Raw genomic sequence first — 24,705 nt, 5'->3', positions numbered from 1 at the left:
GGGAACAGCCGGGCAACAACCCGACAGGCAGCACACGCGACTTACCATGGTTCCATGGCAGCAGTGACGGGCGTCCGCCGGCTTGGCCCCGGAATCATCGGCAGGCTGCGGCTCGCCGCCCAGGGACTGCTGGGACCGGGGTTTCAGTCCGTCCCCGACGCCGTCCGCGGCATGACTGCGATGCAGGCCCAGGACCTGCAGGCCGTGCTCTGGGCCGTCGGCCAGCGCGTGCCGGGTTCCCGCGCCGAAGACGTACGCGGGGCGCTGGACCGGGCGGAGATCGTCCGTTCCTGGCCAATGCGCGGCACCTTGCACGTGCTGGCGCCCGAGGACTTGAAATGGATGCTGGCCATCACCTCCGACCGGCTGATCCAGGGCCTGGCCCGGCGCCACCGGGAGCTCGAGATCACGGCCGCGGACGTCGACGCCGCCGCGGCAACTGCCCTGCAGCTGGTCTCCGGAGGAGCTGCCAGCCGGGCGGAGCTGTTCCAGGCCTTCGAACGGGCGGGCCAGTCCACGGCGGGCCAGCGCGGCATCCATCTGCTCGGGATCCTGTGCCAGCGGGGGTTGCTGGTGCAGGGTCCGCTGGCCGGCAACCAGCAGCTGGTCGTGGCCTTCGGCGACTGGATCACCGAGTCGCGGACCCTGGACCGTTCCGACGGCATCGCCGAGTGGCTGCTGCGCTACCTTCGCAGTCACGGCCCCGCCACGGAACGTGATTTTGCCTGGTGGGCCGGCATTCCGCTGACGGAAACCCGGGCCGCCCTGGCCCGGGTGTCGGACCAGCTGGCGGAACTGGAGTTTGAGGGGACCAGCTACTGGCTCTCTGCAGAGACAGCCGCGCTGCTCGACGACGGCGTCCCCGGTCAGCGCACGGTGCTGGCGCTGCCGGGGTTCGACGAATTCCTGCTCGGCTACGCGGACCGGTCCCTCGTGCTGCCGCCGGAGCACGCCGACAAGATCGTCCCCGGCGGCAACGGCGTGTTCAAGAAGACCATTGTGGCCGGCGGCGGCGTGATCGGCACCTGGGCCGGGCCGCCGGGCCGCAGGGGAGCCGGCGTCGTGCCTGAACCCTTCGACGCCGTTAACGGGCTGCGGCCTGCAGCCCAAAAGTCTTTTGGGCTGCAGGCCGCCAAATACCGCAGATTCCTTGGCGCCTGAACAGGCGCCGGAACAGGTGCCTGAACGGCCGCCTGAAGGGGTGTCCCGGAAGTGCTCCTACAGGTTTCCGGTGGCGATGCGGAGCATGCGCCGCAGCGGCTCCGCGGCGCCCCACAGCAGCTGGTCGCCCACCGTGAACGCGCTGATGTACTGCGGACCCATCTCGAGCTTGCGGATCCGGCCCACCGGAATGTCCAGGGTGCCGGACGCCGCCACGGGCGTGAGCTCGGCCATTGAGGCTTCCTTGGTGTTTGGCACCACGCGGGCCCACTGGTTGTCCGTGTCCACGAGCTTCTCGATCTCGGCGACCGGGAGGTCCTCGCGCAGCTTCAGTGTCAGGGCCTGGGAGTGGGAGCGCATCGCACCGATCCGGATGCACAGGCCGTCCATGACGACGCGGTTCGCGGCGGAGGTGCCAAGGATCTTGTTCGTCTCCACCCCGGCCTTCCATTCCTCCTTGGACTGGCCGTTGCCGAGGTCCGCGTCGATCCAGGGGATCAGCGAACCGGCCAGCGGAACGCCGAACTGTGTGGCGTCGATGCCGGCGCGCTGGTGTGCCAGGACCTTGCGGTCGATCTCGAGGATCGCCGACGCCGGGTCGTCCAGTTCGGTGCTGACCTCGGCGTTGAGGCTGCCGAACTGGTTCAGCAGTTCACGCATGTGGCGCGCCCCGCCGCCGGAGGCCGCCTGGTACGTCATGGACGTGCCCCATTCGACCAGGTCGTTCTTGAACAGCCCGCCCAGGCCCATCAGCATGCAGGACACGGTGCAGTTGCCGCCGACGTAGTCCTTCACCCCGCCGGAGAGGCCGGCGTCGATGACGTCCCGGTTGATGGGGTCCAGCACGATGATGGAATCCTCATTCATGCGCAGCGTGGAGGCGGCATCGATCCAGAGGCCGTCCCAGCCGCGGCTGCGGAGCTCGCCGTGGACCTGCTTGGTGTAGTCCCCGCCCTGGGCGGTGACAATAATGGGCAGCTTCGCCAGGGTCTCGAGGTCGAACGCGTCCTCAAGCTTGCCGGCGGCGCCCGCAGCGGCGCCGGCCAGGGCCGGGGCGGCACCGCCCGCGTTCGAGGTGGAGAAGAAGACCGGGTTGATGTTGGCGAAGTCGCCCTCATCCTGCATGCGCTGCATGAGGACGGAACCGACCATGCCACGCCAACCAACCAGGCCGACGGACGGGGTAGCTGCTGTAGTCATGGGCCCAGTTTAGACTTCACGGCCCGCCCGGCGCAGTCGGTTACGTCACGCGTTATAGTCGCCGCGGGGCTCTTCCAGCAGTGCCGCCTTGCGCCGGCGCAGCGCGAAAACCGCCCCGAACGTGAAGACCTGGGTCACCACCACCAGTACGATCGCCCCGAGGATCTTGTTGCCGCCCAGGATCATGGTCAGCCCCACGACCGCGGAGAGCAGTGCGAGCAGGGGCAGGAGCATGTACCCCAGGACAAAGAGTGTTTCTGGCTTCCTCAGCATTACTTGGCCTCCGTCCGGCGCCACAGCGTGATCCGGTAGCGGGTGCCGTTGGCGGAGGTCAGCCAGCCGTTGGGCGGGAGGCTGGCCGAGGCGGTCCAGTCGTAGCCGAGTTCCGGAGCGAAGGTGTCCCCTTCGGCGTTGGTGTCGATGGTGGTGACGACGGCGACGTCGGCAAGGTCCAGGGACTGGGCAAAGATTTCGCCGCCGCCGATGATCCACACGGTCTCATGGCCGGCCACGAACTGGGATTCGAGCAAGGCGTCATCGAGCGACGCGACGGCGACGGCGCCTTCCGCGCCCGGGGTGTCCTGCCAGGTGGCCTGGCGGGTGATGACGATGTTCGTCCGGCCGGGCAGGGGGCGGTACTTGTCCGGGAATGATTCCCAGGTCTTGCGTCCCATGATGACCGGGTGGCCGGTGGTGAGGCGGCTGAAGTGCGACATGTCCTCGGGCAGGTGCCACGGCATGTCACCGGCCTTGCCGATCACCCCGGTGCTGGTCTGGGCCCAGACGAGCCCGAGGCCAGTGGTGGACGCCCGGAGTTGTTCCGTGAAATCGCCGGGCTGCACGCCCGCGGTGTTGTCGTTGCTCATACGGCTATCGGGGCCTTAATCGTCGGGTGGTGCTGGTAGCCGACCACCTCGAAGTCCTCGAGGGTGTAGTCGAAGATGGAGTCCGGCTTTCGGGTGATGTTCAGCTGGGGGTAGTCGTAGGGCTCGCGGGCGAGCTGCTTGAGGACCTGGTCCATGTGGTTGTCGTAGATGTGGACATCCCCGCCGGTCCAGACGAATTCGCCCGGTTCCAGGCCGGTCTGCTGCGCGATCATGCGTGTCAGCAGGGCGTAGGACGCGATGTTGAAGGGCACGCCCAGGAAGGTGTCCGCCGACCGCTGGTACAGCTGGCACGAAAGCTTGCCGTCCGCCACGTAGAACTGGAAGAACGCGTGGCACGGGGGCAGGGCCATGTCCTTGAGTTCGGAGACGTTCCAGGCCGAGACGATGTGCCGGCGCGAATCCGGGTTGGACTTCAGGTTCTCGATGAGCTCGGCGATCTGGTCGATGTGGCCGCCGTCGGGCGTGGGCCAGGAACGCCACTGGACCCCGTAAACGGGACCGAGTTCGCCGTCGGCGTCGGCCCATTCGTCCCAGATGGTGACGCCCTGGTCCTGCATCCATTTGACGTTCGTGTCGCCGCGGAGGAACCAGAGCAGCTCCACCGCTACGGACTTGAAATGCACCCGCTTGGTGGTGATCAGCGGGAAGCTCGTGCTCAAGTCAAAGCGGAGCTGGCGGCCAAAAACGCTCAGGGTGCCGGTGCCGGTGCGGTCCGATTTGTGCGTGCCGTGCTCGAGGACGTCGCGCAGGAGGTCTTCATAGGGCGTAGGGATGCTCACCGTTCCAGTCTACTGAGAACTCGCCGGCTCTCCTTATTTGTGTGACCCTCCCTGCCTCGCCCGCAGGATCGCCAGCAGTGCCGCGTCGTCGAGCCCGGCAGTGCGGCCTTCCGCAATGCAGCGGTCGACGGCGGCGATCACCTCCACCGGGACCGTGCCCGGCGGAGTCGCGGGCGGGGTCAGGATCGGCTGGCTGCCGGCGACCACCGTGCCGTTGCGCCGCCGGGTTTCGACCAGTCCGGCCAGTTCGAGTTCCTTGTAGGCCCGCGCGACTGTCCCGGCCGCGAGGCCCAAGTCCGACGCGAGGCTGCGGACGGTCGGCAGCCGGGTTCCCGCGGCCAGCGTCCCGGCGCTGATGAGGGAGGCGATCTGCGTCCGGATCTGCTCGAAGGGGGGAACTGGCGAACGCAGGTTGATGGCGATGCCCGCCGTCACGCGGCGACTTCCTTCCGCGGCAGGGGAGCGGGGGTCTTCCGGGCCAGGCCGCCCACGGGGATGACGGCGATGACCACGGCACTGGCGGCCAGGACAGCGCCGGCGAGGGTCGCCGGCCACCACGATCCGGCGGCCGGATCGACGGCGTCGCCGAACGCGTCCGGCCCGAACACCGCCGCCCAGGCATTGGTCTGGGTCAGCAGCAGGACACCGGCCTGGGCCGTGAGGGTTGCTGCGAGGGTCCGCACGACGCGGTGGACAGTGATGGCGCGCAGCGCGGCGTCCAGACCGCGCGGGGCGTCGCGGACGCCCTGGCGGGACCGGGCCCGGAGGAACGCCGGCAGGGCGGCAACGCAGGTCCCGGCGGTGAGCAGTGCAACCGGAACCCAGCCGGGATCTTCGGCCAGCAGGGCCTGTTCCGCGGCGGTGACGGCGAGGGCTGCCAGGAAGACCAGCAGCGCCAGGACCGCCGTGGTCAGCAGGGCGGGGCTGACCGGCTGCCGGGGCCAGGTGCGCGGCGCCTCCGGCGTTCCGTAGTTGCGCTGCAGGACCAGCTCGCCTCCGGCGATGACCAGCAGGACGCAGGTGCCCATCACGGCCACGAGTCCCGCAAGTCCGTAGCCGGCGGCCGCCATGATCACGGGGGCGAGGAAGGCTCCGGCGACCAGCGGCACGGCGGCCGCGAGGCCCAGGAGCGCTCCAAGTGAGGAAACCAGCCTGGCGGCCGGGTGCCGGCGGCCGGCGGCGATCCCTGATTCCGGCCGGTTCCGGACGCCCAGCCCGGCGGAAGCAAGCCGAGGCGGCCGCCACCACCACATCACGAGCAGGACCACGGTCGCCGCGAGGCCGGCGAAGTTCGTCCACGATCCCGTTTGCTGGGCCGGATCAGGACGGGCCGCGAAGTTCCCCGCGATGACCGCCAAGCCGGCAGCCACTGTGGACACTGTGCGCAGCAGCCGGTTCATCGCGATGGTCCGCAGTACAGCGTTGTCCGCCGCGTCAAGGGCCTCCAGCTGCCGGCGGCGGGCGATCAGCCACAAAACCAGCCACGTGCCGACGGCCAGCACCAGCAGGGCACCGCCGAGCCAGGCGGCCACCTCCGGTCCGGGGATACGGCCGTCGCCGCCGCTGTTGTAGTAGCCGTACGCGCCGTCGCTGACCGTAGTGGGAGCCACGGCCGCGAACCCGGGCAGCGTGGCAGTCCGGGCGATGGCCGCGGCAGCCGAGACGAAGATCGCAGCCGTGGTCAATGCCAGCCTGCGGGGCAGGAAGTCTTTGATGCGCCGCACGGACAGCACGGCCTGCCGCCGCATTCGCCGCGGACCCGGGTACGTGACCTGTCCCAGGGCATGCACGCCCAGACAGCCCAGGACCGGCCATGCCAGCGCCGGGATCATCGAGTCGGCGCCCACCACGGCGGACGCTGACGGATTGGCCGGGATGATGCCCAGGGTCATGGCGCCCTGGAGTGAGCTCGCGAGCCAGCCAATCACACCTACCCACAGCCCGTGCTCCGATACTGTCTGCGGCGACGTTCCGGTCCCCGGGGCCCAGATCACCCACCGCAGGACGGCATACACCAGCAGGGCGGCGATCGCCGGGCCGAGCAACAGCATCGGCGGCACGTTCAACAGGACCGGCACGGAATCCCCCAAGATTCAGCAGTAATGTATCAAGCTATTGATACAAACTAGGCTTAGGGCCCCCCGGGGTCAAGGACCTCAGTCATCGAACGGCTTGAACCGCTCCACCGCGACCACTTTTTTCTTGCTGCCGCGGGCGACGTGGCAGACCACGATCTCGCCCGGCGCCAGGAACGGGTCCGAGGACGGCAGCAGGTCCCGCAGCCGGGAGTTCATGTGCTTCGCGAGTTGCTTCAGGACCGTGGGCAGGGCCGGACGGTGCGTGCACAGCGCCACGGCCCGCTGCTTGTCGAACAATCCCTCGACGACGGCCGCCGTCTTGTGCGGGCTGCGGCTGTGCCGGTGCTCGGTGAGGGCCTCGTTGAGCTTGACCTTGGCGTCGGCCGCCTTGGCGTAGGGTGCGATGGTGGCCACGCACCGCAACCACGGGCTTGAAACGATCCGCGCGGGCTTCCACGCCTGCAGGAGCCGCCCCACCGACTGCGCCTGCCGCATGCCGGTGGCGGCCAGCGGGCGGTCGCCCTCGGCCTTGGACCAGGACGAGCGGGGCTTGGCCTTCGCATGGCGCACGATCAGCAGCGGCCAGGTCGCCAGCTCCCCGCGGTCGTGGGCGTTCACCAGGTGCTGCAGCGGCTCGATGTCGCTCGGGTTGCTCAGGAGGCGGGCGGCCTTCTCGGGCGGGCACCACATGACGCTGTCGACTTCCGTGCCGTCCGGGATCAAGACGGCGCCGTCGACGTCGACCGCCCAGTAGTGGACCACCTTCAGCCCGGCCGCCACGTGGTAGTGGATGGGCGGGAGCGGGATCCCCAGCGGAGCGGTGAGCCCGATCTCCTCCTCCACCTCGCGCACGGCGCACTCCGGGATGGTCTCGCCTGCGTCGATTTTGCCCTTCGGCCAGGACCAGTCGTCATACCGCGGACGGTGGATCAGCAGGACCTCGAGCTGGTCCTTGTTTACCGAATTGAGGCGCCAGGGGATGGCGCCCGCCGCCGTGACGGAAACCTCTTCGCCGGGTTGGTCAGCCTGGTCCGCAACCAGTGCATCGCTGCTCACACTCACGATCCCTACCGCAGGCTGGTCGAGCGCTGGCGCGAGCGGGAGGCGAGCAGCCAGGACTGCACGTCCTTGAGGTCCTGGCCGTCTTCCGCCAGGTGGTGGCGGGTCCATTCACCCTGCTTGTCCAAATGCCAACTCGCGGTTTCGGGCACCATGTAGCGGTTGAGCAAGTCCAGGACGTAGCTCGTGTCGTCGCCGCTCGTCAGCTGCACGAGGGCTTCCACGCGGCGGTCGAGGTTGCGGTGCATCATGTCGGCCGAGCCGATGTAAACCACCGGGTCGCCGGCATTGGCGAAAGCGAAGACGCGGGAGTGTTCCAGGAAGCGGCCCAGCACGGAGCGGACCGTGATGTTCTCGCTCAGGCCCGGAACGCCGGGCCGCAGGGAGCAGATGCCGCGGACAATGACATCCACCTGCACCCCGGCCTGGGACGCGCGGTACAGGGAATCGATAATGGCTTCGTCCACCATCGAATTGACCTTGATCTGGACGCGGGCGGGGATGCCGGCCCGGGCGTTCCTGATCTCGGTCTCGATCCTGTCGATCAGCCCGGAACGGACCGAGCGCGGCGCCACGAGCAGCCTCTTGAACGTGGACTTCGGCGCGTAGCCGGAGAGCTGGTTGAACAGCTTCGACAGGTCTTCGCCGACCTGTTCGTTCGCCGTCAGCAGGCCCAGATCCTCGTAGTAGCGGGCCGTGCGGGGGTGGTAGTTGCCGGTGCCGATGTGGCAGTAGCGGCGCAGGCCGTCCACTTCCTGGCGGACCACGAGGGAGAGCTTGCAGTGGGTCTTGAGCCCCACGATGCCGTACACCACATGGACGCCGGCCTGTTCCAGTTTCCGGGCCCAGGAGATGTTCGCCTGCTCGTCAAAGCGCGCTTTGATCTCCACGAGCGCCAGGACCTGCTTGCCGGCCTCGGCGGCGTCGATCAGGGCATCGACAATCGGGGAGTCACCGGAAGTGCGGTACAGGGTCTGCTTGATGGCCTGGACTTTGGGGTCCGCAGCTGCCTGTTCCAGGAACGCCTGGACCGACGTGGAGAAGGAGTCGTACGGGTGGTGCAGGAGGATGTCCCGTCGCCGCATGGCGGCAAAGACGTTGGCCGCCTTGGACGTTTCCGATTCGTTGAGGTAGCGCGAGGTGTGCGGGACGTGCTTGGGGTAGTGCAGGTCCGCCCGGTCGATCCCGGCAATCACCGAGAGCCCGCGCAGGTCCAGCGGCGCCGGCACGGAGTAGACCTCGGATTCCTCGACGCCGAGCTCGCGGATCAGCAGGGCACGGATGTTCGGGTTGATGTCATTGGTGACCTCAAGGCGGACGGGCGGGCCGAACCGGCGGCGCAGGAGTTCCTTCTCCAAGGCCTGCAGCAGGTTTTCGGCGTCGTCCTCTTCGACCTCGACGTCCTCGTTGCGGGTCACGCGGAAGATGTGGTGTTCCAGGACCTCCATGCCGGCGAACAGCTGGTCCAGGTGCACGGCGATCACTTCTTCGAGCGCTATGAACCGTGCCACCCGTCCCGGGACGGAGCCGGCGCGGGCGCCGTCGATGGAGATCAGGCGCGGGAGCTGGTCAGGGACCTTGACACGGGCGAAGAGCTCCTTGTCGCTGACCGGGTTGCGGACCACCACGGCGAGGTTCAGGGACAGCCCGGAGATGTAGGGGAACGGGTGCGCCGGGTCCACGGCCAGCGGCGTCAGGATCGGGAAAACCTTTTCCGCGAACATGGCGCTGAGCTGGTCCTTGGCCTGCGAGTCGAGCTCCTCCCAGTGCATCAGGTGGATGTGCTCATAGGCCAGCGCCGGACGGATCTGTTCGGCGTAGACCCGGGCGTGGCGCTGCTGCAGCCGGTGGGCCTCCTCGCCGATCTGCTCCAGGACCTGCATGGGGCTCAGCCCGGCAGGGGAGGGGACGGCGAGCCCCGTGGCGATCCGCCGCTTCAGCCCGGCCACCCGGACCATGAAGAACTCGTCCAGGTTGGAGGCGAAGATGGACAGGAAGCTGACCCGCTCCAGCAGGTACAGGTTGGGGTCCTCGGCCAATTCCAGGACCCGCGCGTTGAACGCAAGCCAGCTCAGTTCCCGGTCCAGGAACCGGTCGGGGCGGATGTCGCCTTCCGGTTCCAGGTTAGGCGCGAACTCCGGAATGTCGATCCGGTCCTGCGTGGCGCGCGAGGCCGGCACTTCGGAGGAGCCAAAGCGGGCACGTACCGGACGCGCCCCCTTTTCCGGCGTTGCTGGTTCAGACGTGGATGTCCGGGCGGTATCCCGTGGCATGGTGTCTCCTCAATGCTGGCGCGATGTAGCTTCAACCTTACAAGCAATCATGGCCGGATGACCCCAGGTTTCGGCCCGGGCCGGGACGGTTATCCGCCGACTTGACTAACGCCGTCCGGCGCGGGAGCGGCGGCCGGTGATGGCTGCTGCGGCAGCGGCGCGTACATCACGTCGACATCCCAGCGGGTGAATCCGAGCCGGCGGTAGAGGGCGACGGCGGGGGTGTTGTCGGCATCGACGTAGAGCATGACGGCGCGGAGCCCCAGGTCCTGAAGATGCCTGATGCCGGCGACCGTGAGGGCCTTGCCCAGCCCGGACCCCTGGGCGTCGGGGGTCACGCCCACCACGTAGACCTCGCCCATTGCGGGGTGGTCGCCGTGCCGGGGGTGCACCTTGGTCCAATGGAATCCCAGGAGCCGGTCCGCCGGGTCGGCGGCCAGCAGGAAGCCCGCGGGATCAAACCACGGTTCGGCCATCCGGGCGTCCAGATCGGCCCGCGTCATGTTGCCTTGCTCCGGGTGGTGGGCGAAGGCGGCCTTGTTTGCGGCCAGCCAGGCGTCCTCGTCCCGGCCGGGCACGAAGGCGCGGAGCTGTACGCCGTCCGGGAGTTGGACCTCCGGCAGGGCCGCCGCCGCCGTCATCAACCGCATCTTCCACAGCTCACGCACGGCGCCGTAGCCGTAGCGGGCCGCGAGGTCGGCCGCGGCCTCGTGGTTTCCGTGGGACCAGGCTTTCAGGCCGGCGAAGCCGCGGACGGTCTTCAGTTCGCCCAGCAGGCGGTCACCCACGCCCTGGTTGCGGTAGCTGGGATGGACGGCGACCTCGAGGATGCCGGTGCCGTCCGGTTCCTCGATGACGACGGCGACGCCGGCCAGGTCCTGCGCCGTCGCGGGATCCAACTTGTCGTCCGGGGCATAGAGGGCCAGGGCAAGCACCGAGTGCTCGCCCGCATCGCCGGCGCGCAGTGTGACAAGGGTCTGTTCGGACAACGGCGGATTGCCGTCGGACTCTTCCGCCGCGGCGACAAGGGCGGCGACGTCCCGCAGCAGCGCGGCGTCCACGGTTCCTTTTTCAGTGTGTACGGGCCAGTTTTCCGGGTGCGCAGGGCTCATGGTGCAAGGTTATCGGGTGCATGGGGGTCAGCGGCCGATTTTGTCGAACTGCGGACGGCCGCGTATAGTCGTTATCTCGTCCGGCGTTGAGCCAGATGCGAGGGGGATCCACCACTGGGGTGGCCTCGATACGTTCGACCCGTATGTCCTCCACTGATAAATACTGAGAAGTACTGCTAGATACTGAGAAGTTTGTGCCGATGGTTTGGTGCACCAAGAAGGCCCCGGACTCTGGATTCCAGAGTCCGGGGCCTTCTGCGTTCAGTGCCTGCGTTCAGTACTTGTGTACAGTGCCTGCGTACCGGCGCCGCCGCGCTGTGGCGGCCGTGGCGCGCTCAGGCCTCGGTCAGTTCGTCCTCGGGCTGGCGGACCAGGGTCAGGCGGTAGCCGACGTTGCGGACCGTGCTGATCAGGTTCTCGTGGTCGGCGCCCAGTTTGGCCCGGAGCCGCCGGACGTGGACATCCACGGTGCGCGTGCCGCCGTAGTAGTCGTAGCCCCAGACTTCGGTCAGCAGCTGCTGGCGGGTGAACACCCGGCCGGGGTGCTGGGCCAGGTATTTCAGCAGTTCAAATTCCTTGAAGGTCAGGTTGAGCGCGGCGCCGTTGACCCGTGCGGTGTAGCTGGCCTCGTCAATCACGACGCCGGCGGCCCGGATTTCGGTCGGCACGTCTTCCTTGTCCGGAACGGCGCGCGCGACGCCGAGCCGGATCCTGGCCTCGACTTCTGCCGGGCCCGCGGATTCCAGGAGGATGTCGTCCACGGCCCACGCCGAGGAGACCGCGGCCATGCCGCCCTCGGTGAGGATCAGCATCAACGGGGCGCTGAGGCCGGTGGCCTTGAGCAGCTGGGTGAGGGAACGTGCGCCGACCAGGTCCTTGCGGGCATCGAGCAGGACGATGTCGCAGGGGTCGGTCTCGAGCAGGGCAGTGGGCTCGGCCGGAAGGATATGCACCCGGTGGTTCAGCAGTTCCAGAGCAGGCAGGACGTCCACGGATGTTCCCGTGCTGTTCGTCAATAGCAGGATGTGCGACATTGTTCCTCCAAGGGGTGTCCGCGCATCGTTGGGCGTCTTGTTGCTGATGTTGAGTATACCTAAAGGCCCCATTCCGGCCATGGTCCCGTCACCTCCGGCGCCTCCTTTTGCGACACATACCGTTCACATAGGGCAGGATTGAACCGTCAGGGCCCGCGGCCCGTCGAAATTGAGCCGAGTCGAATTGGGGTCCGCAGTGAGCGAAGGTCTGGCCATGCTGGGTCTGCCGATGGCGAGCAGACAGTGAAGCCGTGGAGCGTCGGGATCATCGGCCTGGCCGGTCTCGCGGCGATTGTCGCCGGAGCCTATGCCTCGCCTGAGGTCCTCCTGGCCGTCGCGGCGCTCGCCGCCGCCGGCATCGGTATCGGCTGGCCCTACTTTCTCGGCATCCCCGCCAAGAAGACCCTCGCGGTCTTGATTGGCCTGCCCGGCGTCGGGTCGGCAGTGGCTGCGACCTATCTCCCGGCTCCGGGCTTCCTGGACTGGACGCCGTCATTCCTGGCCGTCGGGGTCATGGCGATCTTCGTCATGCAGCTGATCCGGGGCACCGGTCAGGCCCAGCGCCTCGAATCCACCCTGGGCTCGTGCGCGGGTGTCCTGCTCTCCTGCCTCGGCGCCGGCTGGATTGCGAGTTCGCGCTTCAACGGGGTCCGCGAAATGATCCTCGTGGCGGCCATCAGCTCGGCGATCGCGCTGCTGGCGGGGCTGATCCGCTGGCCGGACCGGATCGTGGCGCCGCTGGGCATCGTGAGCGCCGGCCTTGCCGGGCCGCTCGCCGGCCTGGTGTTCTCCGACATCGCCGTGCTGCCGGCGGCCCTCGTCGGCGTCGTCGTGGGGGCGGTGCTGGTGAGTTTCCGCCGCCTCGTCATCCTCAACGGTGAAGGCCTTAATGTTTTGGCGGCCGTGGGCATGGGGCTCGGGCCGGTTTCTGCTGTCGGTTCCCTGGCCTACTTCATAGACAAACTACTCATCTACTAAGCGTTAGGATGGCATCATGTCCGTACTTGCATATGAGATCTTTTTCCTTGTCCTGCTTGGCGTGGCCAGCCTGTCCATGGCGTGGTTTGCCGGCTTTGTCGTGTACCGCCTCTTCAAAGGCCAGAAGTAACACGTTCCAGACCCCGTAGCTTCCAGAGGTAGATGCTGTGCCGATTGAAATCCCTACTGATCTGACCCCCGAAATCGTTCCGCTGTCCTGGCTCATTGGTGAGTGGGAGGGCAGCGGCCGGCTGGGGGCTGGAGACGAGGACTCCGAGCACTTCCTGCAACACGTCTCGTTTACGCACAACGGCCTGCCGTACCTGCAGTACCGCGCCGAGAGCTGGCTGACCGACGACGAGGGCACGAAGCTGCGTCCCCTCACTGTCGAGACCGGCTTCTGGGCGCTGGAGCGTAAGCAGCGCGAGGAGGACGGCGGCCCCGGCCTGATCCCGGCGGACATCGTCCCGGTGCTCAAGAGCGCCGACGAGGTGGAGGCCCTGCGCAACAGCGACGGCGGCTTCGACATCTCGGTCTCCATCGCCCACCCCGGCGGGATCTCGGAGCTGTACTACGGCCAGATCAAGGGCCCCCAGATCCAGCTCAGCACCGACATGGTGATGCGCGGCAGCCACTCCAAGGAGTACACGGCGGCCACCCGGATCTTCGGGCTGGTGGAAGGAAACCTGCTGTGGCGCTGGGACGTGGCCACCGGCAAGAATTCGACGGCGGGCGGCGGCCTGGAGGCCCACGCATCGGCCATCCTCGCCAAAGCAGGCTAATTACGCGGTCTCACTGATTTTTCCGTTGTCACCATCGACCCAGGAGAAATACCGTGAATGACACAGTCACCAGCTCAGCCGGCAGCACAGCACCCGGCAGCGCCAGCTACGCCGACCTCAAGGCCGTGTTCTTCAACGGCACGCTCAAGAAGTCCCCGGACGTGTCCAACACGCAGGGCCTGATCGAGGTCAGCCGCCGGATCATGGAGAAGCAGGGCGTCAGCACCCGCGTGATCCGCACGGTGGACCACGACATCGCCAGCGGGGTCTACCCGGACATGCGCGAACACGGCTGGGCCACCGATGAGTGGCCGGAACTCTACCCGGCCGTCCAGGAAGCGGACATCGTCGTCGTCGCGGGGCCCATCTGGCTGGGGGACAACTCCTCGCAGACGAAGAAGCTCATCGAGCGCCTCTACGCCCACTCCGGGCAGCTGAACGCGAAGGGCCAGTGGGCCTACTACCCGAAGGTGGGCGGCTGCCTCATCACCGGCAATGAGGACGGCATCAAGCATTGCGCCATGAACGTCCTGTACAGCCTCCAGCACGTCGGCTTCACCATCCCGCCGCAGGCCGATGCCGGCTGGATCGGTCCCGTCGGGCCGGGACCGAGCTACCTTGACCAGGGGTCCGGGGGGCCGGAGAGCGATTTCACCAACCGCAACACCACCTTCATGACCTGGAACATGCTGCACCTGGCGCGCATGCTCAAGGACGCGGGCGGCATTCCCGCATACGGAAACCTGCCCGACGCCTGGAAAGCGGGCACCCGCTTCGACTTTGAAAATCCGGAATACCGCTAGGACCGGCCTGCCCCACAGTCCGGCGGAGCCAGATTGTCCCTGCCGGGGCCGGAACCTGCCGAGGCCGGAATACGCACAGAGCTAAGGACGTTCCTTTCAATATGACTATCAAAAGCCCCCTGTTGTCGCGCCCGGCCGCGGTTGAGGCCGGCGGCGCCGATGCCGGCGTCGCCGCCCACTACGGCGAGCCGCTCCGGGAGCAGCGGGCGCTGGCCGCCGGCACCGCCGTCGTCGATCTCTCACACCGCGGCGTGGTGACGGTCAGCGGGCCGGACCGCCTGAGCTGGCTCAACACGCTGTCCTCCCAGCAGCTCACTTCCCTGGCCCCTGGCCAGTCCACCGAACTGCTGTTGCTGAGCGTGCAGGGCCGGATCGAATTTGACGCCAGGGTGGTGGATGACGGCGCCACGACCTGGCTGATCGTCGAGGCAGCCGAGGCGGCCCCGCTCGCCGAATGGCTCAACAAGATGAAATTCATGCTCCGGGTCGAAATCGCGGACGTCTCCGCCGACTGGGCCGTACTCGGCTCCACGCACCGCATCCCGGAATGGGACGCGCTGCAGGCGTGGGAAGACCCGTGGCCGCACGTCGGCGCCGGCGGCTACTCCTACGCTGTGGTGGGCGAGGACGCCCATCCAGGACTGGAACGGCCGTGGTTCGAGTACCTGGTCCCCGCGGACCAACTGGTCGCGACCGTGGGCGACCGTGCCCTCGCCGGCACCATGGCCTCCGAAGCGCTGCGGATTGCGGCGTGGCGGCCCCGGTGGGGCGCGGAAACGGACGACAAGACCATCCCGCATGAGCTCGACCTCCTCCGCACTGCCGTGCACCTGGCCAAGGGCTGCTACAAGGGCCAGGAGACGATCGCGCGCGTCCACAACCTGGGCCACCCGCCGCGCCGTCTCGTGTTCCTCCAGCTCGACGGTTCCCAGCACACCCTGCCCGCGGCCGGCAGCGAGGTGCGTGCGGGCGAGCGCAAGGTGGGCACCGTGACCTCCGTGGCGCAGCACTACGAGATGGGCCCCGTCGCCCTGGCCGTGATCAAACGCTCCGTCGCCCCGGACGAGGTCCTGACCGTCGTGGACGGGGACGAGCCGTACTCCGCGGCCCAGGAAGTCATTGTGGCCCCCGACGCCGGCCAGGTGGTGGGCCGCCAGACCGGCTTCCTGCGGGGCACCCGATGAACGGCGGGTCCAAAGTGAACGAGCCGGGCGCCGCGCCCGACGACGAGACACTCGCGCTGGCGCACGCGCTCTTCGACGCCGCCCGCGAGGGCAACTCCGCGCTGCTGGGCAGCTACCTGGCCGCCGGCGCCCCGGCCACGCTGACCACTTCCTCCGGCGACTCGCTGGTGATGCTGGCGGCCTACCACGGCCACGCCGGCACTGTCCGGCTGATCCTGGACCACGGCGGCGACGCCAACACGCCGAACGACCGCGGCCAGACCCCGCTGGCCGGTGCTGTCTTCAAGGGCTACACGGACGTGGCCCGGGAACTGCTGGACGCCGGGGCCGACCCGGACGCCGGCACCCCCACCGCGCGGGCCGCCGCGCAGATGTTCGCCCGGACGGACATCCTGGCCCTCCTCGGCTGACCAATCGCGCCTGGGGCCGGGGCGCGGCCGGCCCGGGTTGGGCAGGATTGCCCTCAAATACTCCACGTGGAATAATCTTTAGTGGAGTAACTGCCGTTTAGGCCGAAGAGAACACTGCTAAACCGAGAAGGACTGCACCATGGCCCGGGCAACCGCATTGACACCCCTGGGTGTCGCCGCACTTTCCCTGCTCGTGGAAGAACCGATGCATCCCTACGAGATGTACCAGCTCCTGATCGCGCGGCACGAGGACCGGCTGGTCAAGGTGCGGCCAGGAACGCTTTATCACGCCGTCGGGCGGCTCGAGGATCGGGGGCTGGTCACAGCCACGGGAACGGACCGGGGAGGCAACCGTCCGGAGCGCACCACCTACACGATCTCGGCTGCCGGCCGCGAAGCGTTCACGGCGTGGCTGCAGGACATGCTCGCCGCCCCGGTCAACGAATACCCGGCTTTCCCGCTGGCCGTCTCCGAGGCCTACAACCTGCCCGCCGGCGTCGTCGTCGAACTCCTCGACCGGCGCCTTCAGGCGTTGGAGGAGCAACTCGGCTTCCTGGTCTCCGGCGAGGAACTGCTCGCGAAGAAGGGCGTGGAGCGCAAGTACTGGATCGATGTCCAGTTCCAGCAGAGCACGCTGCGCGCCGAAATCGCCTGGATCCGCAGCCTTCAGGACCAGCTCCGCTCCGGCGAACTGCCGTGGTGAACCCCGCGCAGGACCGCGGCCGGGACCCGGCCGCCCCACACACAGCCCATCCACCGTTTCACACCAGCCCCTAAGGAACCGCATGGAAAACGTAGCCCGGCCATGGCCGGCACTCTGGTCCCTGGTGATCGGCTTCTTCATGATCCTGATCGACACCACCATCGTCTCGGTGGCCAACCCCAGCATCATGGAGGGCCTCAACACTGACATTAACTCGGTGATCTGGGTCACCAGCGCCTACCTGCTCGCCTATGCCGTGCCGCTGCTGATCACGGGCCGGCTCGGGGACCGTTTCGGTCCGAAAAAGCTCTACCTCTCCGGACTCGTCGTCTTCACCGTGGCATCGCTGTGGTGCGGCCTCTCCGGCAGCGTCGAGATCCTCATCGCGGCCCGTGTGGTCCAGGGCCTCGGCGCGGCCATGATGTCGCCGCAGACCATGGCCGTCATTACCCGGATCTTCCCCCCGGACCGCCGCGGAGCGGCCATGGGCATCTGGGGAGCCACGGCCGGCGTCGCCACGCTGGTTGGCCCGATCCTCGGCGGCGTGCTGGTGGACGGTCTCGGCTGGGAATGGATCTTCTTCATCAACGTTCCCGTCGGGATTGTCGGCTTCATCCTCGCCCAGCGTTTCGTGCCCTCGCTGACCACCCACCCGCACAAGTTCGATATTCCCGGCGTGCTGCTCAGCGCCCTCGGCCTGTTCCTCCTGGTCTTCGGCATCCAGGAGGGCGCGACGTACGACTGGGGCACCATCGCCGGCCCCATCACCGTCTGGGGCCTGATCATCAGCGGCATCGCCGTGCTGGTGGTCTTCGTCCTGTGGCAGAAGTTCAACACGGGGGAACCGCTGCTGCCCCTGTCCCTTTTCAAGGACCGGAACTTCTCGCTCGCCAACATTGCGATCACCACGGTGGGCTTCACCGTCACCGCGTTCAGCCTGCCGCTGATCTTCTACTACCAGATCGTCCGCGGACTGACCCCGACCCAGTCGGCGCTCATGATGGTGCCGATGGCGCTGATCTCGGGCGGGCTCGCCCCCGTCGTCGGCCGGATCATCGACAAGGTCAACCCGAAATTCATCACCGCGACCGGCCTGGTCCTGATGTCCGTGGCGCTGTTCTGGAATGCCCTGCTCATGCACCCGGACACCCCCATCTGGCTGTTCCTGCTGCCGAGCGCAGTGCTGGGCTTCGCCAATGCAGGCATCTGGGCGCCGTTGAGTTCCACCGTCACACGCAACCTGCCGCCGCGGCAGGCCGGAGCCGGCTCAGGCGTCTACAACACGACCCGCCAGATCGGCGCCGTACTCGGCAGCGCCGCCATCGCCGTCCTGATCCAGTCGCGGCTGGCGGCCGAGCTCCCCGCCCGGCCCGGAGCAGGCGCAGACGCCAGCCCGATGGGCTTCGGCGGGGCCCTGCCGGCGGAGCTTCATGAGGGGTTCTCGACGGCGATGGGCCAGTCCATCCTGCTGCCGGCGGCGGTCATCCTGCTCGGCGCTGCCGTGGCGCTGTTCTTCGCCAAGCCCAAGCCGGTCCAGGGCTGGGGCGAACCAGATGCTGCCGCAGCCACAGCCGCAGCAGCGGACACGGGTAAGGCAGACACCGACAGGGCAGACACGGACAGGGCCGCCGCGGAGCGCGGCTAGCCTGGCGGCATCCGGATCAGCCCAGCAGCACGCTGGTCTGGATGCCGCCCGCGGAAAATCCCAGGCTCCGGGCCAGCGCCAGCGACCCCTTGTTGCTGACTTCTGAACGCCACTGCAGCGTCAGTCCGGCTGCGAGGGCCTCGTGGGCGGCTACTGAGGCGGCCAGCTTGCCCAGGCCGTGGCGCCGCCATTCGGGCGCGACCAGAACGCCCATATGGGCCAGGAGCCCTTCCCATTCGGCATACGCCCCGCAGGCCACGGGCGTCCGCCGCCCGTCTTCCAGATGCAGGACGGTGAAGCGGTGTTCCAGGTCGGCGAGGCCCACCTCGTTGACGTCGTCGGGCGGGCAGAAGGTCTCCAGCTCGATCGCTTCCGGGTTCCCGTGCGAGACCGTCAGCTCCCCGGCAGGCTGCTGCAGGGGGAGGTCGTCGGCGAAGAAGAGTGCCGCGGCGCCGAGCCCGTGGCCGCCGTGCCCGCGGGTGATGGTCAGCAGCGTCACGTGCTGGGCCAGTTCCTCGTCCGAGAGACCCTCGGCGGCGTCCAGCGCCCACTGCGGGCCCACCAGGGCGGAGTTGCCGAACAGGCGGACGAACTGCAGGGACCGGGCTGTCTCATCCGCCCGGGTGAGCCTCACGCCGGCGGCAGCCGCGAAGGCGCCGTCGTCGAACCCCAGGCGGCGCGCCCATGCGAGCTGGACAATTTCTGCGGAACCGGGCTCAAGAGTCATGAATCAACCCTACCCATCGCGGCCGCGCGCCCGGCTCTTCCCTGCCTGGCTGCGGCGTTGCCCGCCCGCTTCTTCCCTGCGGGCCGTCCCCGAGCCGGACCCGCCGGTGTCCGCTTAGCCGAAGAGGACTGCGGCCTCGTCGTAGCGGCTCTGCGGTACGGACTTGAGGTTGCCGAGTGCGGCGTCGAAACCGACGTGCACAATATCCGTGCCGTGCAGCGACACCATGGTGCCCCAGCGCTTTTCCACTACCGAATCGATGGCGGCCATGCCCAGGCGGGTGGCCAGGACCCGGTCGAACGCCGTCGGGACGCCACCGCGCTGGATGTGGCCAAGGACCGTCGCGCGGGTCTCGATGCCGGTGCGTGCCTCCAGTTCGGGGGCAAGCATTTCGGCGATGCCGCCGAGGCGGGGCCGGCCAAAGGTGTCGAGGCCGCGCTCCGAATGCGGGGACTCCTGGCCTTCGGGCACAAACCCCTCGGCGACGACAAGCAGCGGGGCGCGGCCACGGTCGTGGGCGGAGACGACCCATTCGGCGATCTGTTCCATGGAGGCCTTCTGCTCCGGGATCAGGATGGCGTGGGCGCCCGAGGCCATGCCGGCGTGCAAGGCGATCCAGCCCACATGCCGTCCCATGACTTCGGCAATCATGCAGCGGTGGTGGGACTCTCCGGTGGTGCGCAGCCGGTCGATTGCCTCGGTGGCGATTTCCACGGCCGTGTCGAAGCCGAAGGTGTAGTCCGTGGCGTCGAGGTCGTTATCGACCGTCTTGGGCACGCCCACGATTTTGAGGCCGGCGTCGGTGAGCCGCTTTGCGGCGGCCAGCGTGCCCTCGCCGCCGATGGCGATGATGGCGTCGATCCCGAGCCGGTCCATGTTGGCTTTGATGACCTCGGGACCGCCGCCGTTCTCAAACGGGTTGGTGCGGGACGTGCCCAGGATGGTGCCGCCCTGCTTGGCGATGCCGCGGACCATGGTGCGGGGAATTTCCACGATGTCGCCCTCGACAACGCCGCGCCAGCCATCCTTGAATCCTACGAACTGCTGGCCGTGGACCGCGATTCCTTTGAGGACGGCGCCACGGATGACGGCGTTCAGGCCGGGGCAGTCTCCGCCGCTGGTGAGGATTCCAATTTTCATGTCTTGGCTCAAATCCTGGTTTGAAGGGGTACAGGCAGAGCGCCACGCTGAGCTCACCCTAGAGTCTAGTGGCGGGTGTGGGGCAGGACACAAACGGTTACAAAAGGTGCCCCCGCCATGATGGCGGGGGCACCTTTTCGTGGTGCGGCGCAGCTACCGGGGAAGGTTGCCGCCGGGCCGGGCCGCGGGGCCGGGCCGGCCTGTGACGGATGGCCTGTGATGGATGTCAGGGCCGGGAGGAACGCTTCGAGAGGAAGCTTTCGAGGACGATTGCGTTGCGCTGGTCCGGGAGGAGGAGCCAGGCCGCGAGGTAGACCACGAACGCCGGGCCAGGGAGCAGGCTCAGGAGCAGGTAGGCGATCCGGACATAGGCCACATCAACGTTCAGTTTGGCGGCAACCCCGCCGCAGACGCCGCCAACCCAGCGCTGCGGACCACGTTTCAGGCCGAGGCCCCGGATGGTGTCAAAGAATTTATCCATGGGTCAAGACTTCCCTGTAGTTGACTTATTGTCACGCCTGCGTGCCGAGACCAGGCCGCCCACGACCAGGGCACCCCCGGCCCCGATCATCAGGCCGATCAGCACATAGGTGCCGTTGAGGGCCACGAGGCCGAGCCGGGAAATGATGATCAGTGCAGCCAATGCCACCACTGTCAGTCCCCAGACCACTGTGCCCACCCGGGCGGGCGAACCCGCTTCGGGGTCGTGCCCGGCATCGGCCAGCGGCGAGTCGTCATAGCTGCTCATGTCAGTTGCCTTCCTTGATGGTCACGTTGCTGACGGTGCCGGAGATCTCCAGGACCAGCCGGGCGCCCGGTTTCGCGGTGTTGTAGTCGCTTTGCTGCGTCGTCATGCCGCCGCGGTCCTGGTTGCCGTCGTGGAGGTTGCCCATGGTCATGTCCGCCTGGACGTGCACCGGAACGGTGGCGGGGATGACGACGGTGAGGTTGCTGGCCGTCGCGTCGATCGGAACTACGACGTCGGAGCCCAGGGGCGGATTCAGCGCCAGCTTGGTCAGGTCCGCGGTTCCGGCGCCGCCGGTGATCTCGAAGCCGCCTTGGGCCTGCTGAATGCTCGCCGGCGTCCAGTCGGCGTTCTGGAAGCGGAACCGGTCCCCGTGCGGGACCACGCTGAAGATGGCGCCGATCAGCAGGGCCACGACCGCGAAGAAGCCCAGGATCCCGGAGGTCCGGCCCCGCAGCCCTGCGAACAGGATCCCGAGGCCCAGGATGGCCGCGCCGAAGGCCCAGACCAGCGCGTTGCCGGCATCGCCGAGATCGATCACGTTGGCGGCGTCGAGGGCCTTGATGCCCCCGCCCACCAGGAGGGCGGAGCCGACGGTGATGGCGACCGCCGGAGCGCCCGGGCCAAGGTTGCGCGCGGCCGGTGCAGGCGGTGTGGCGCCGGACCCCGGTCCGTAGCCGCCTGGGGGAACAGGACCGGGCGGGACGGGGCCGGACGCAATGGGTCCCGACGGCGGAGGCGGACCCCAGCCCGGGCCGGTGCCGGTGACTCGAGAGCTGTCAGCCGGGTCGCCATACGTCCGGCCGCCGCCCTGCGGGAAGCTGCCTGCTGATTGCGGCCCGGCGGCGGTGCGGGGGCCAGCCGCAAAAGCCGCGGCGCCGGCCGGGCTGCCTGAGTCGTAACGCGAAGGCATGCCAGTGGCTCCGTCCCGGATCTTGTTGCGTTGGGTCAGGTAGTAGACGAGGTAGATGGCACCGCCCACCCAGAAGACGGTCCAGACGAAGGCGCCGAAGCCGAAGCGGTCCCAGCCCCAGACCCCGGTGCCCAGGCTGGGGAAACCGATGACCGAGGTGATGAGCGCGCCGGTCATGCCGGCTGTCCACCGCCCTGCGGCGGCCTCCTGGACGTGAATGCGGCCGTCGGGTTCGGGCAGCAACGCCCAGGCCAGGCCGTAGGCGAGAACGCCAATTCCGGCGAAGACGGTCAGGACGATCAGGACGCCGCGGATAATCAGCGGATCGACGCCGAGCCGGTGGGCTATGCCGCTGGCCACGCCGCCGATCCAGCGGTCGCGTCCGCGGTAAATGCCCTGGCTGCGGATCCAGTCGAAGAAATTCTGGGTTTGCCGGCCGGGCAACGGCCCATTCGGGTCGCCGGGCGGGTAAAGCCGCGGCGGCTCCGGCGGCGCGCCGCCCGGCCCGGAGAAGGCCGGAGCGGGCTGGCCCGTGCCTGGAAGTTCGGGGTCGGGACGTTCCGTATGCGGAAGGTCCGTGACGGAACGCTCAGTGTGCGGAAGATCCGTGGCGGGAGGTTCCGGTTCTGGAAGTTCCGATTCTGGAAGTTCGGGGTGGGATCGATCCGTGGCCGGCCGGTCTGCGGAGGCCGGGCCTTCATCGGGGTGCGGAGTGTGCGGGTTCATACTTCGATCCTTCCCGTTCCCGGCGCCGGCCTCTACTGGGGAACACCCTGAACGGTCCCTGAGTGGCCCCCGGTTGGGCCCTCAAACGCGTCCGGGAAACCCCGATCCGTGCTTGGATTGAGGCATGACAACCGCGCCCGCCCGCCCGCCGCTGGTCCGCAGCAGCGACCGCGTGATTGCCGGCGTGTGCGCGGGCCTCGCCAACCACCTGGGCTGGCCGGTGCGCATGGTCAGGATCGGCATGGCAGTGGCTGCGCTCGCCGGCGGGGCCGGGGTGGCCTTCTACGCCTGGCTTTGGATCATGGTCCCCACTGCGGATGAAAACGCCCGGCGCCACGCCCGCCGCCCGGCGTCGCCCATCGCTCCGGCAGTGAGCGTCCCGGACACCCCGGGCGTCGCAAACCTGCCCGACGCCCCCGGCATGCCTGGAGCCCCCGGAACCAGTGGAACGCCAACGACGGCGGCGCCGGGGTCCTGGCGGTCCAAAGTTTCCGGCATGCCCTTCGGCAAGGAGATCCTGCTGGGCGCGGGCCTGTTGCTGGCCGCCGGGATCCTGATCGCCCGGCTCCTGGGGGTCGACGTGCCGCTGGGTACCCTGATCCCGGTCGCGGCGATCCTGGGCGGTGCCGCGATCGCCTGGATGCAACTGGACGAGACCCGCCGGGCGGGGCTCGTGGACAAGACCAAAGCGGACCAGGCCGGCGGCTGGGCCCGCCTCGCGGCCGGGCTCGCCCTCGTCGTGGCCGGCGTGCTGGTCATGGTGTCCGGCTCGGGGTCCTGGGAACAGACCTGGCTCGCCCTCCTGGCCTCGGTGGCCGTGCTCGGCGGCGTGGCCCTGGTGCTTCTGCCATGGGGGCTGAAGTTCTGGCGCGAGCTGGAAACAGAGCGCGCGGGGCGGGTCCGCGCCACCGAGCGTGCCGAGATCGCCGCCCACCTCCATGACTCCGTGCTGCAGACCCTCGCCCTGATCCAACGCCGGGCCGGCAACGAGCACGATGTCATCAGGCTGGCCCGCGCGCAGGAGCGCGAGCTGCGTGGCTGGCTGTACCGGGACGCCGACAAGGAATCCGGCCAGCTGTCCGACGGCATCAAGGCCGCCGCAGCCGAGGTCGAGGACGCCCTGGGGAACGCCGTCGAGGTGGTCAGCGTGGGGGACTGCGCCATGACCCAACGCCATGAGGCCCTCGTCCAGGCATCCCGAGAGGCCATGCTGAACGCCGCCCGGCACGGCGGCGGCGCCGTGTCCGTCTACCTGGAAGTCACCGACGCCGCCGCGGAAGTTTTCGTCAAGGACAGGGGCCCGGGCTTCGATCCGGATTCCGTTCCCCCGGACCGGCTCGGCGTCAGAGAATCGATCATCGGCCGGATGAACCGCCACGGCGGCACCGCCGCGATCACCAGCAGCCCGGACGGCACCGAAGTGCGGCTCCGGCTGCCCGTCGCCGCCTCTGCCGGAACTGCCGCGGCCGCCGCCAACAACGCCAACGGAGAGGCCAACCCGTGACCAGCCCAGCATCAGCATCAGGAAGCCCCGCACCGATTCGCGTGGTGATCGTGGACGACCACGCCATCTTCCGCTCCGGGTTGAAGGCGGACCTGGACCCGGACATCGTCGTCGCGGGGGAGGCCGGAACGGTGGAGGAGGCAATCGCCGTCATCGCACTCCAGCGCCCCGACGTCGTGCTCCTTGACGTCCATCTTCCCGGCGGCCGGGGTGGCGGCGGACGCGAGGTCCTGGCCGGCTCGGCGCCCCTGCTGGGCACCACGCGGTTCCTGGCGCTGAGCGTCTCCGACGCGGCAGAAGATGTGGTGTCCGTGATCCGGGCCGGCGCGCGCGGCTATGTCACCAAGACCATTTCCGGCGCGGAGATCAGCGGCGCCGTCCGCCGCGTGGCAGGCGGCGACGCCGTCTTCTCACCCCGGCTGGCGGGCTTCGTCCTGGACGCGTTCGGCACGGCCCCCGCGGACATCGCCGACGACGAGCTCGACAAGCTCTCGGCGCGGGAGCTCGAAGTGATGCGCCTTATCGCCCGCGGCTACAGCTATAAGGAGGTGGCCAAAGAACTGTTCATCTCGATCAAGACCGTTGAAACCCACGTCTCGGCCGTGCTGCGCAAGCTTCAGCTCTCCAGCCGCCACGAGCTGACCCGCTGGGCCGCCGAGCGCCGCCTGCTTTAACCCAAGGATGCGCTATCACTTAGGGTCCTTATCGCACTGTGTGCTGTCTCACCTCATCGTTGACACTTCATGTCTCAACTGATCGTGGACGGTTCATGTCTCAGGACTTCGTGGACGGTTGCCTGCCCGTGCCGTTGAGGCCGATGTAGACGGTTCCTTTGGGCGGGCGCGGGTGGCTGATGATTTCG

The 24,705-nt window shown here is 68.3% G+C and carries 25 protein-coding genes; 10 read left to right on the top strand and 15 right to left on the bottom strand.

Going from position 1 to position 24,705, the window contains the following annotated elements:
• Positions 1-54 precede the first annotated feature (54 nt).
• Positions 55-1,161: a winged helix DNA-binding domain-containing protein gene (locus AC1DHX_RS08070; RefSeq protein ID WP_476859395.1), complete on the top strand. Its 1,107-nt coding sequence runs from the start codon at positions 55-57 to the stop codon at positions 1,159-1,161.
• A 57-nt stretch (positions 1,162-1,218) separates the two neighbouring features.
• Here the strand turns inward: AC1DHX_RS08070 and asd are convergent, their stop codons facing one another.
• The 10 genes from asd to AC1DHX_RS08020 all read right to left on the bottom strand — a co-directional run bounded on the left by asd (position 1,219) and on the right by AC1DHX_RS08020 (position 11,583).
• Positions 1,219-2,361: an aspartate-semialdehyde dehydrogenase gene (asd, locus tag AC1DHX_RS08065; protein WP_476859396.1), complete on the bottom strand. Its 1,143-nt coding sequence runs from the start codon at positions 2,359-2,361 to the stop codon at positions 1,219-1,221.
• A 45-nt stretch (positions 2,362-2,406) separates the two neighbouring features.
• Entirely contained in the window at positions 2,407-2,634 is a 228-nt protein-coding gene (locus AC1DHX_RS08060; protein WP_028276519.1) for an NF038396 family protein, read from the bottom strand.
• On the bottom strand, positions 2,634-3,227 hold the full coding sequence (locus tag AC1DHX_RS08055) for a dihydrofolate reductase (protein ID WP_476859397.1): 594 nt from the start codon (positions 3,225-3,227) through the stop codon (positions 2,634-2,636). Before AC1DHX_RS08055 ends, AC1DHX_RS08060 begins: the two co-directional genes overlap by 1 nt.
• Positions 3,224-4,027, bottom strand: coding sequence for a thymidylate synthase (locus tag AC1DHX_RS08050; RefSeq protein WP_230007391.1), 804 nt, complete (start codon positions 4,025-4,027; stop codon positions 3,224-3,226). The genes AC1DHX_RS08055 and AC1DHX_RS08050 overlap by 4 nt, the downstream gene beginning before the upstream one ends.
• 33 nt (positions 4,028-4,060) lie before the next feature.
• Positions 4,061-4,462, bottom strand: coding sequence for a GntR family transcriptional regulator (locus AC1DHX_RS08045; protein ID WP_476859398.1), 402 nt, complete (start codon positions 4,460-4,462; stop codon positions 4,061-4,063).
• Positions 4,459-6,105, bottom strand: a complete 1,647-nt coding sequence (locus AC1DHX_RS08040; protein WP_476859399.1) for a hypothetical protein — start codon at positions 6,103-6,105, stop codon at positions 4,459-4,461. The genes AC1DHX_RS08045 and AC1DHX_RS08040 overlap by 4 nt, the downstream gene beginning before the upstream one ends.
• A 78-nt stretch (positions 6,106-6,183) precedes the next feature.
• Positions 6,184-7,161 (bottom strand): NUDIX hydrolase, encoded by a 978-nt coding sequence (locus tag AC1DHX_RS08035; protein WP_476855676.1) that lies wholly within the window; start codon positions 7,159-7,161, stop codon positions 6,184-6,186.
• An 11-nt stretch (positions 7,162-7,172) separates the two neighbouring features.
• Positions 7,173-9,437 carry an RNA degradosome polyphosphate kinase gene (locus AC1DHX_RS08030; RefSeq protein WP_223913793.1) on the bottom strand — a complete coding sequence of 755 codons (2,265 nt, stop codon included), beginning with the start codon at positions 9,435-9,437 and terminating at the stop codon, positions 7,173-7,175.
• A gap of 89 nt (positions 9,438-9,526) precedes the next feature.
• The gene (mshD, locus tag AC1DHX_RS08025; protein ID WP_476855677.1) at positions 9,527-10,549 is read right to left on the bottom strand and encodes a mycothiol synthase; all 1,023 of its coding nucleotides are present in this window, start codon (positions 10,547-10,549) and stop codon (positions 9,527-9,529) included.
• Between the two features lie 335 nt (positions 10,550-10,884).
• Positions 10,885-11,583, bottom strand: a complete 699-nt coding sequence (locus AC1DHX_RS08020; protein WP_277526303.1) for a winged helix-turn-helix transcriptional regulator — start codon at positions 11,581-11,583, stop codon at positions 10,885-10,887.
• A gap of 243 nt (positions 11,584-11,826) precedes the next feature.
• Between AC1DHX_RS08020 and AC1DHX_RS08015 the strand changes: the two genes are divergently transcribed.
• The 7 genes from AC1DHX_RS08015 (at position 11,827) to AC1DHX_RS07985 (ending at position 18,088) form a co-directional block, all read left to right on the top strand.
• A complete protein-coding gene (locus AC1DHX_RS08015) occupies positions 11,827-12,561 on the top strand; it encodes a permease (protein WP_223913795.1) in 735 nt (244 codons plus the stop codon).
• 167 nt (positions 12,562-12,728) lie between these two features.
• Positions 12,729-13,343, top strand: coding sequence for a nitrobindin family protein (locus AC1DHX_RS08010; protein ID WP_476851317.1), 615 nt, complete (start codon positions 12,729-12,731; stop codon positions 13,341-13,343).
• 53 nt (positions 13,344-13,396) lie between these two features.
• Complete coding sequence (locus AC1DHX_RS08005) at positions 13,397-14,146, top strand: flavodoxin family protein (protein ID WP_476851316.1); 750 nt, start codon at positions 13,397-13,399, stop codon at positions 14,144-14,146.
• A 101-nt stretch (positions 14,147-14,247) separates the two neighbouring features.
• Positions 14,248-15,330, top strand: coding sequence for a CAF17-like 4Fe-4S cluster assembly/insertion protein YgfZ (gene ygfZ / locus AC1DHX_RS08000; RefSeq protein WP_476859400.1), 1,083 nt, complete (start codon positions 14,248-14,250; stop codon positions 15,328-15,330).
• Positions 15,331-15,344: 14 nt separating this feature from the next.
• Entirely contained in the window at positions 15,345-15,740 is a 396-nt protein-coding gene (locus AC1DHX_RS07995) for an ankyrin repeat domain-containing protein (RefSeq protein ID WP_028276529.1), read from the top strand.
• Positions 15,741-15,879: 139 nt separating this feature from the next.
• Positions 15,880-16,443: a PadR family transcriptional regulator gene (locus tag AC1DHX_RS07990; protein WP_230008175.1), complete on the top strand. Its 564-nt coding sequence runs from the start codon at positions 15,880-15,882 to the stop codon at positions 16,441-16,443.
• An 82-nt stretch (positions 16,444-16,525) separates the two neighbouring features.
• The gene (locus tag AC1DHX_RS07985) at positions 16,526-18,088 is read left to right on the top strand and encodes an MFS transporter (protein ID WP_476859401.1); all 1,563 of its coding nucleotides are present in this window, start codon (positions 16,526-16,528) and stop codon (positions 18,086-18,088) included.
• A gap of 16 nt (positions 18,089-18,104) precedes the next feature.
• Here AC1DHX_RS07985 and AC1DHX_RS07980 read toward each other — a convergent pair whose 3' ends face one another.
• The 5 genes from AC1DHX_RS07980 to AC1DHX_RS07960 all read right to left on the bottom strand — a co-directional run bounded on the left by AC1DHX_RS07980 (position 18,105) and on the right by AC1DHX_RS07960 (position 22,339).
• A complete protein-coding gene (locus tag AC1DHX_RS07980) occupies positions 18,105-18,815 on the bottom strand; it encodes a GNAT family N-acetyltransferase (protein ID WP_223913802.1) in 711 nt (236 codons plus the stop codon).
• Positions 18,816-18,929: 114 nt separating this feature from the next.
• On the bottom strand, positions 18,930-19,955 hold the full coding sequence (locus AC1DHX_RS07975; RefSeq protein ID WP_018773638.1) for a 6-phosphofructokinase: 1,026 nt from the start codon (positions 19,953-19,955) through the stop codon (positions 18,930-18,932).
• 226 nt (positions 19,956-20,181) lie between these two features.
• Positions 20,182-20,436, bottom strand: a complete 255-nt coding sequence (locus tag AC1DHX_RS07970; RefSeq protein ID WP_476851311.1) for a PspC domain-containing protein — start codon at positions 20,434-20,436, stop codon at positions 20,182-20,184.
• Positions 20,437-20,439: 3 nt separating this feature from the next.
• Entirely contained in the window at positions 20,440-20,703 is a 264-nt protein-coding gene (locus AC1DHX_RS07965) for a hypothetical protein (RefSeq protein ID WP_028276533.1), read from the bottom strand.
• Position 20,704: 1 nt separating this feature from the next.
• Positions 20,705-22,339 (bottom strand): PspC domain-containing protein, encoded by a 1,635-nt coding sequence (locus AC1DHX_RS07960; RefSeq protein WP_476859402.1) that lies wholly within the window; start codon positions 22,337-22,339, stop codon positions 20,705-20,707.
• A gap of 124 nt (positions 22,340-22,463) precedes the next feature.
• Here AC1DHX_RS07960 and AC1DHX_RS07955 point away from each other — a divergent pair, with 124 nt between their 5' ends.
• Both AC1DHX_RS07955 and AC1DHX_RS07950 read left to right on the top strand, forming a co-directional pair.
• The gene (locus AC1DHX_RS07955) at positions 22,464-23,843 is read left to right on the top strand and encodes an ATP-binding protein (protein WP_476859403.1); all 1,380 of its coding nucleotides are present in this window, start codon (positions 22,464-22,466) and stop codon (positions 23,841-23,843) included.
• On the top strand, positions 23,840-24,517 hold the full coding sequence (locus AC1DHX_RS07950) for a LuxR C-terminal-related transcriptional regulator (protein ID WP_476859404.1): 678 nt from the start codon (positions 23,840-23,842) through the stop codon (positions 24,515-24,517). The genes AC1DHX_RS07955 and AC1DHX_RS07950 overlap by 4 nt, the downstream gene beginning before the upstream one ends.
• The last annotated feature ends 188 nt before the right edge of the window (positions 24,518-24,705 follow it).

The organism is Arthrobacter sp. 05N33_2, from assembly GCF_056397425.1.
The sequence above is the reverse complement of the archived record's forward strand: the minus strand, read 5'-3'. Positions and strand labels throughout refer to the sequence as shown.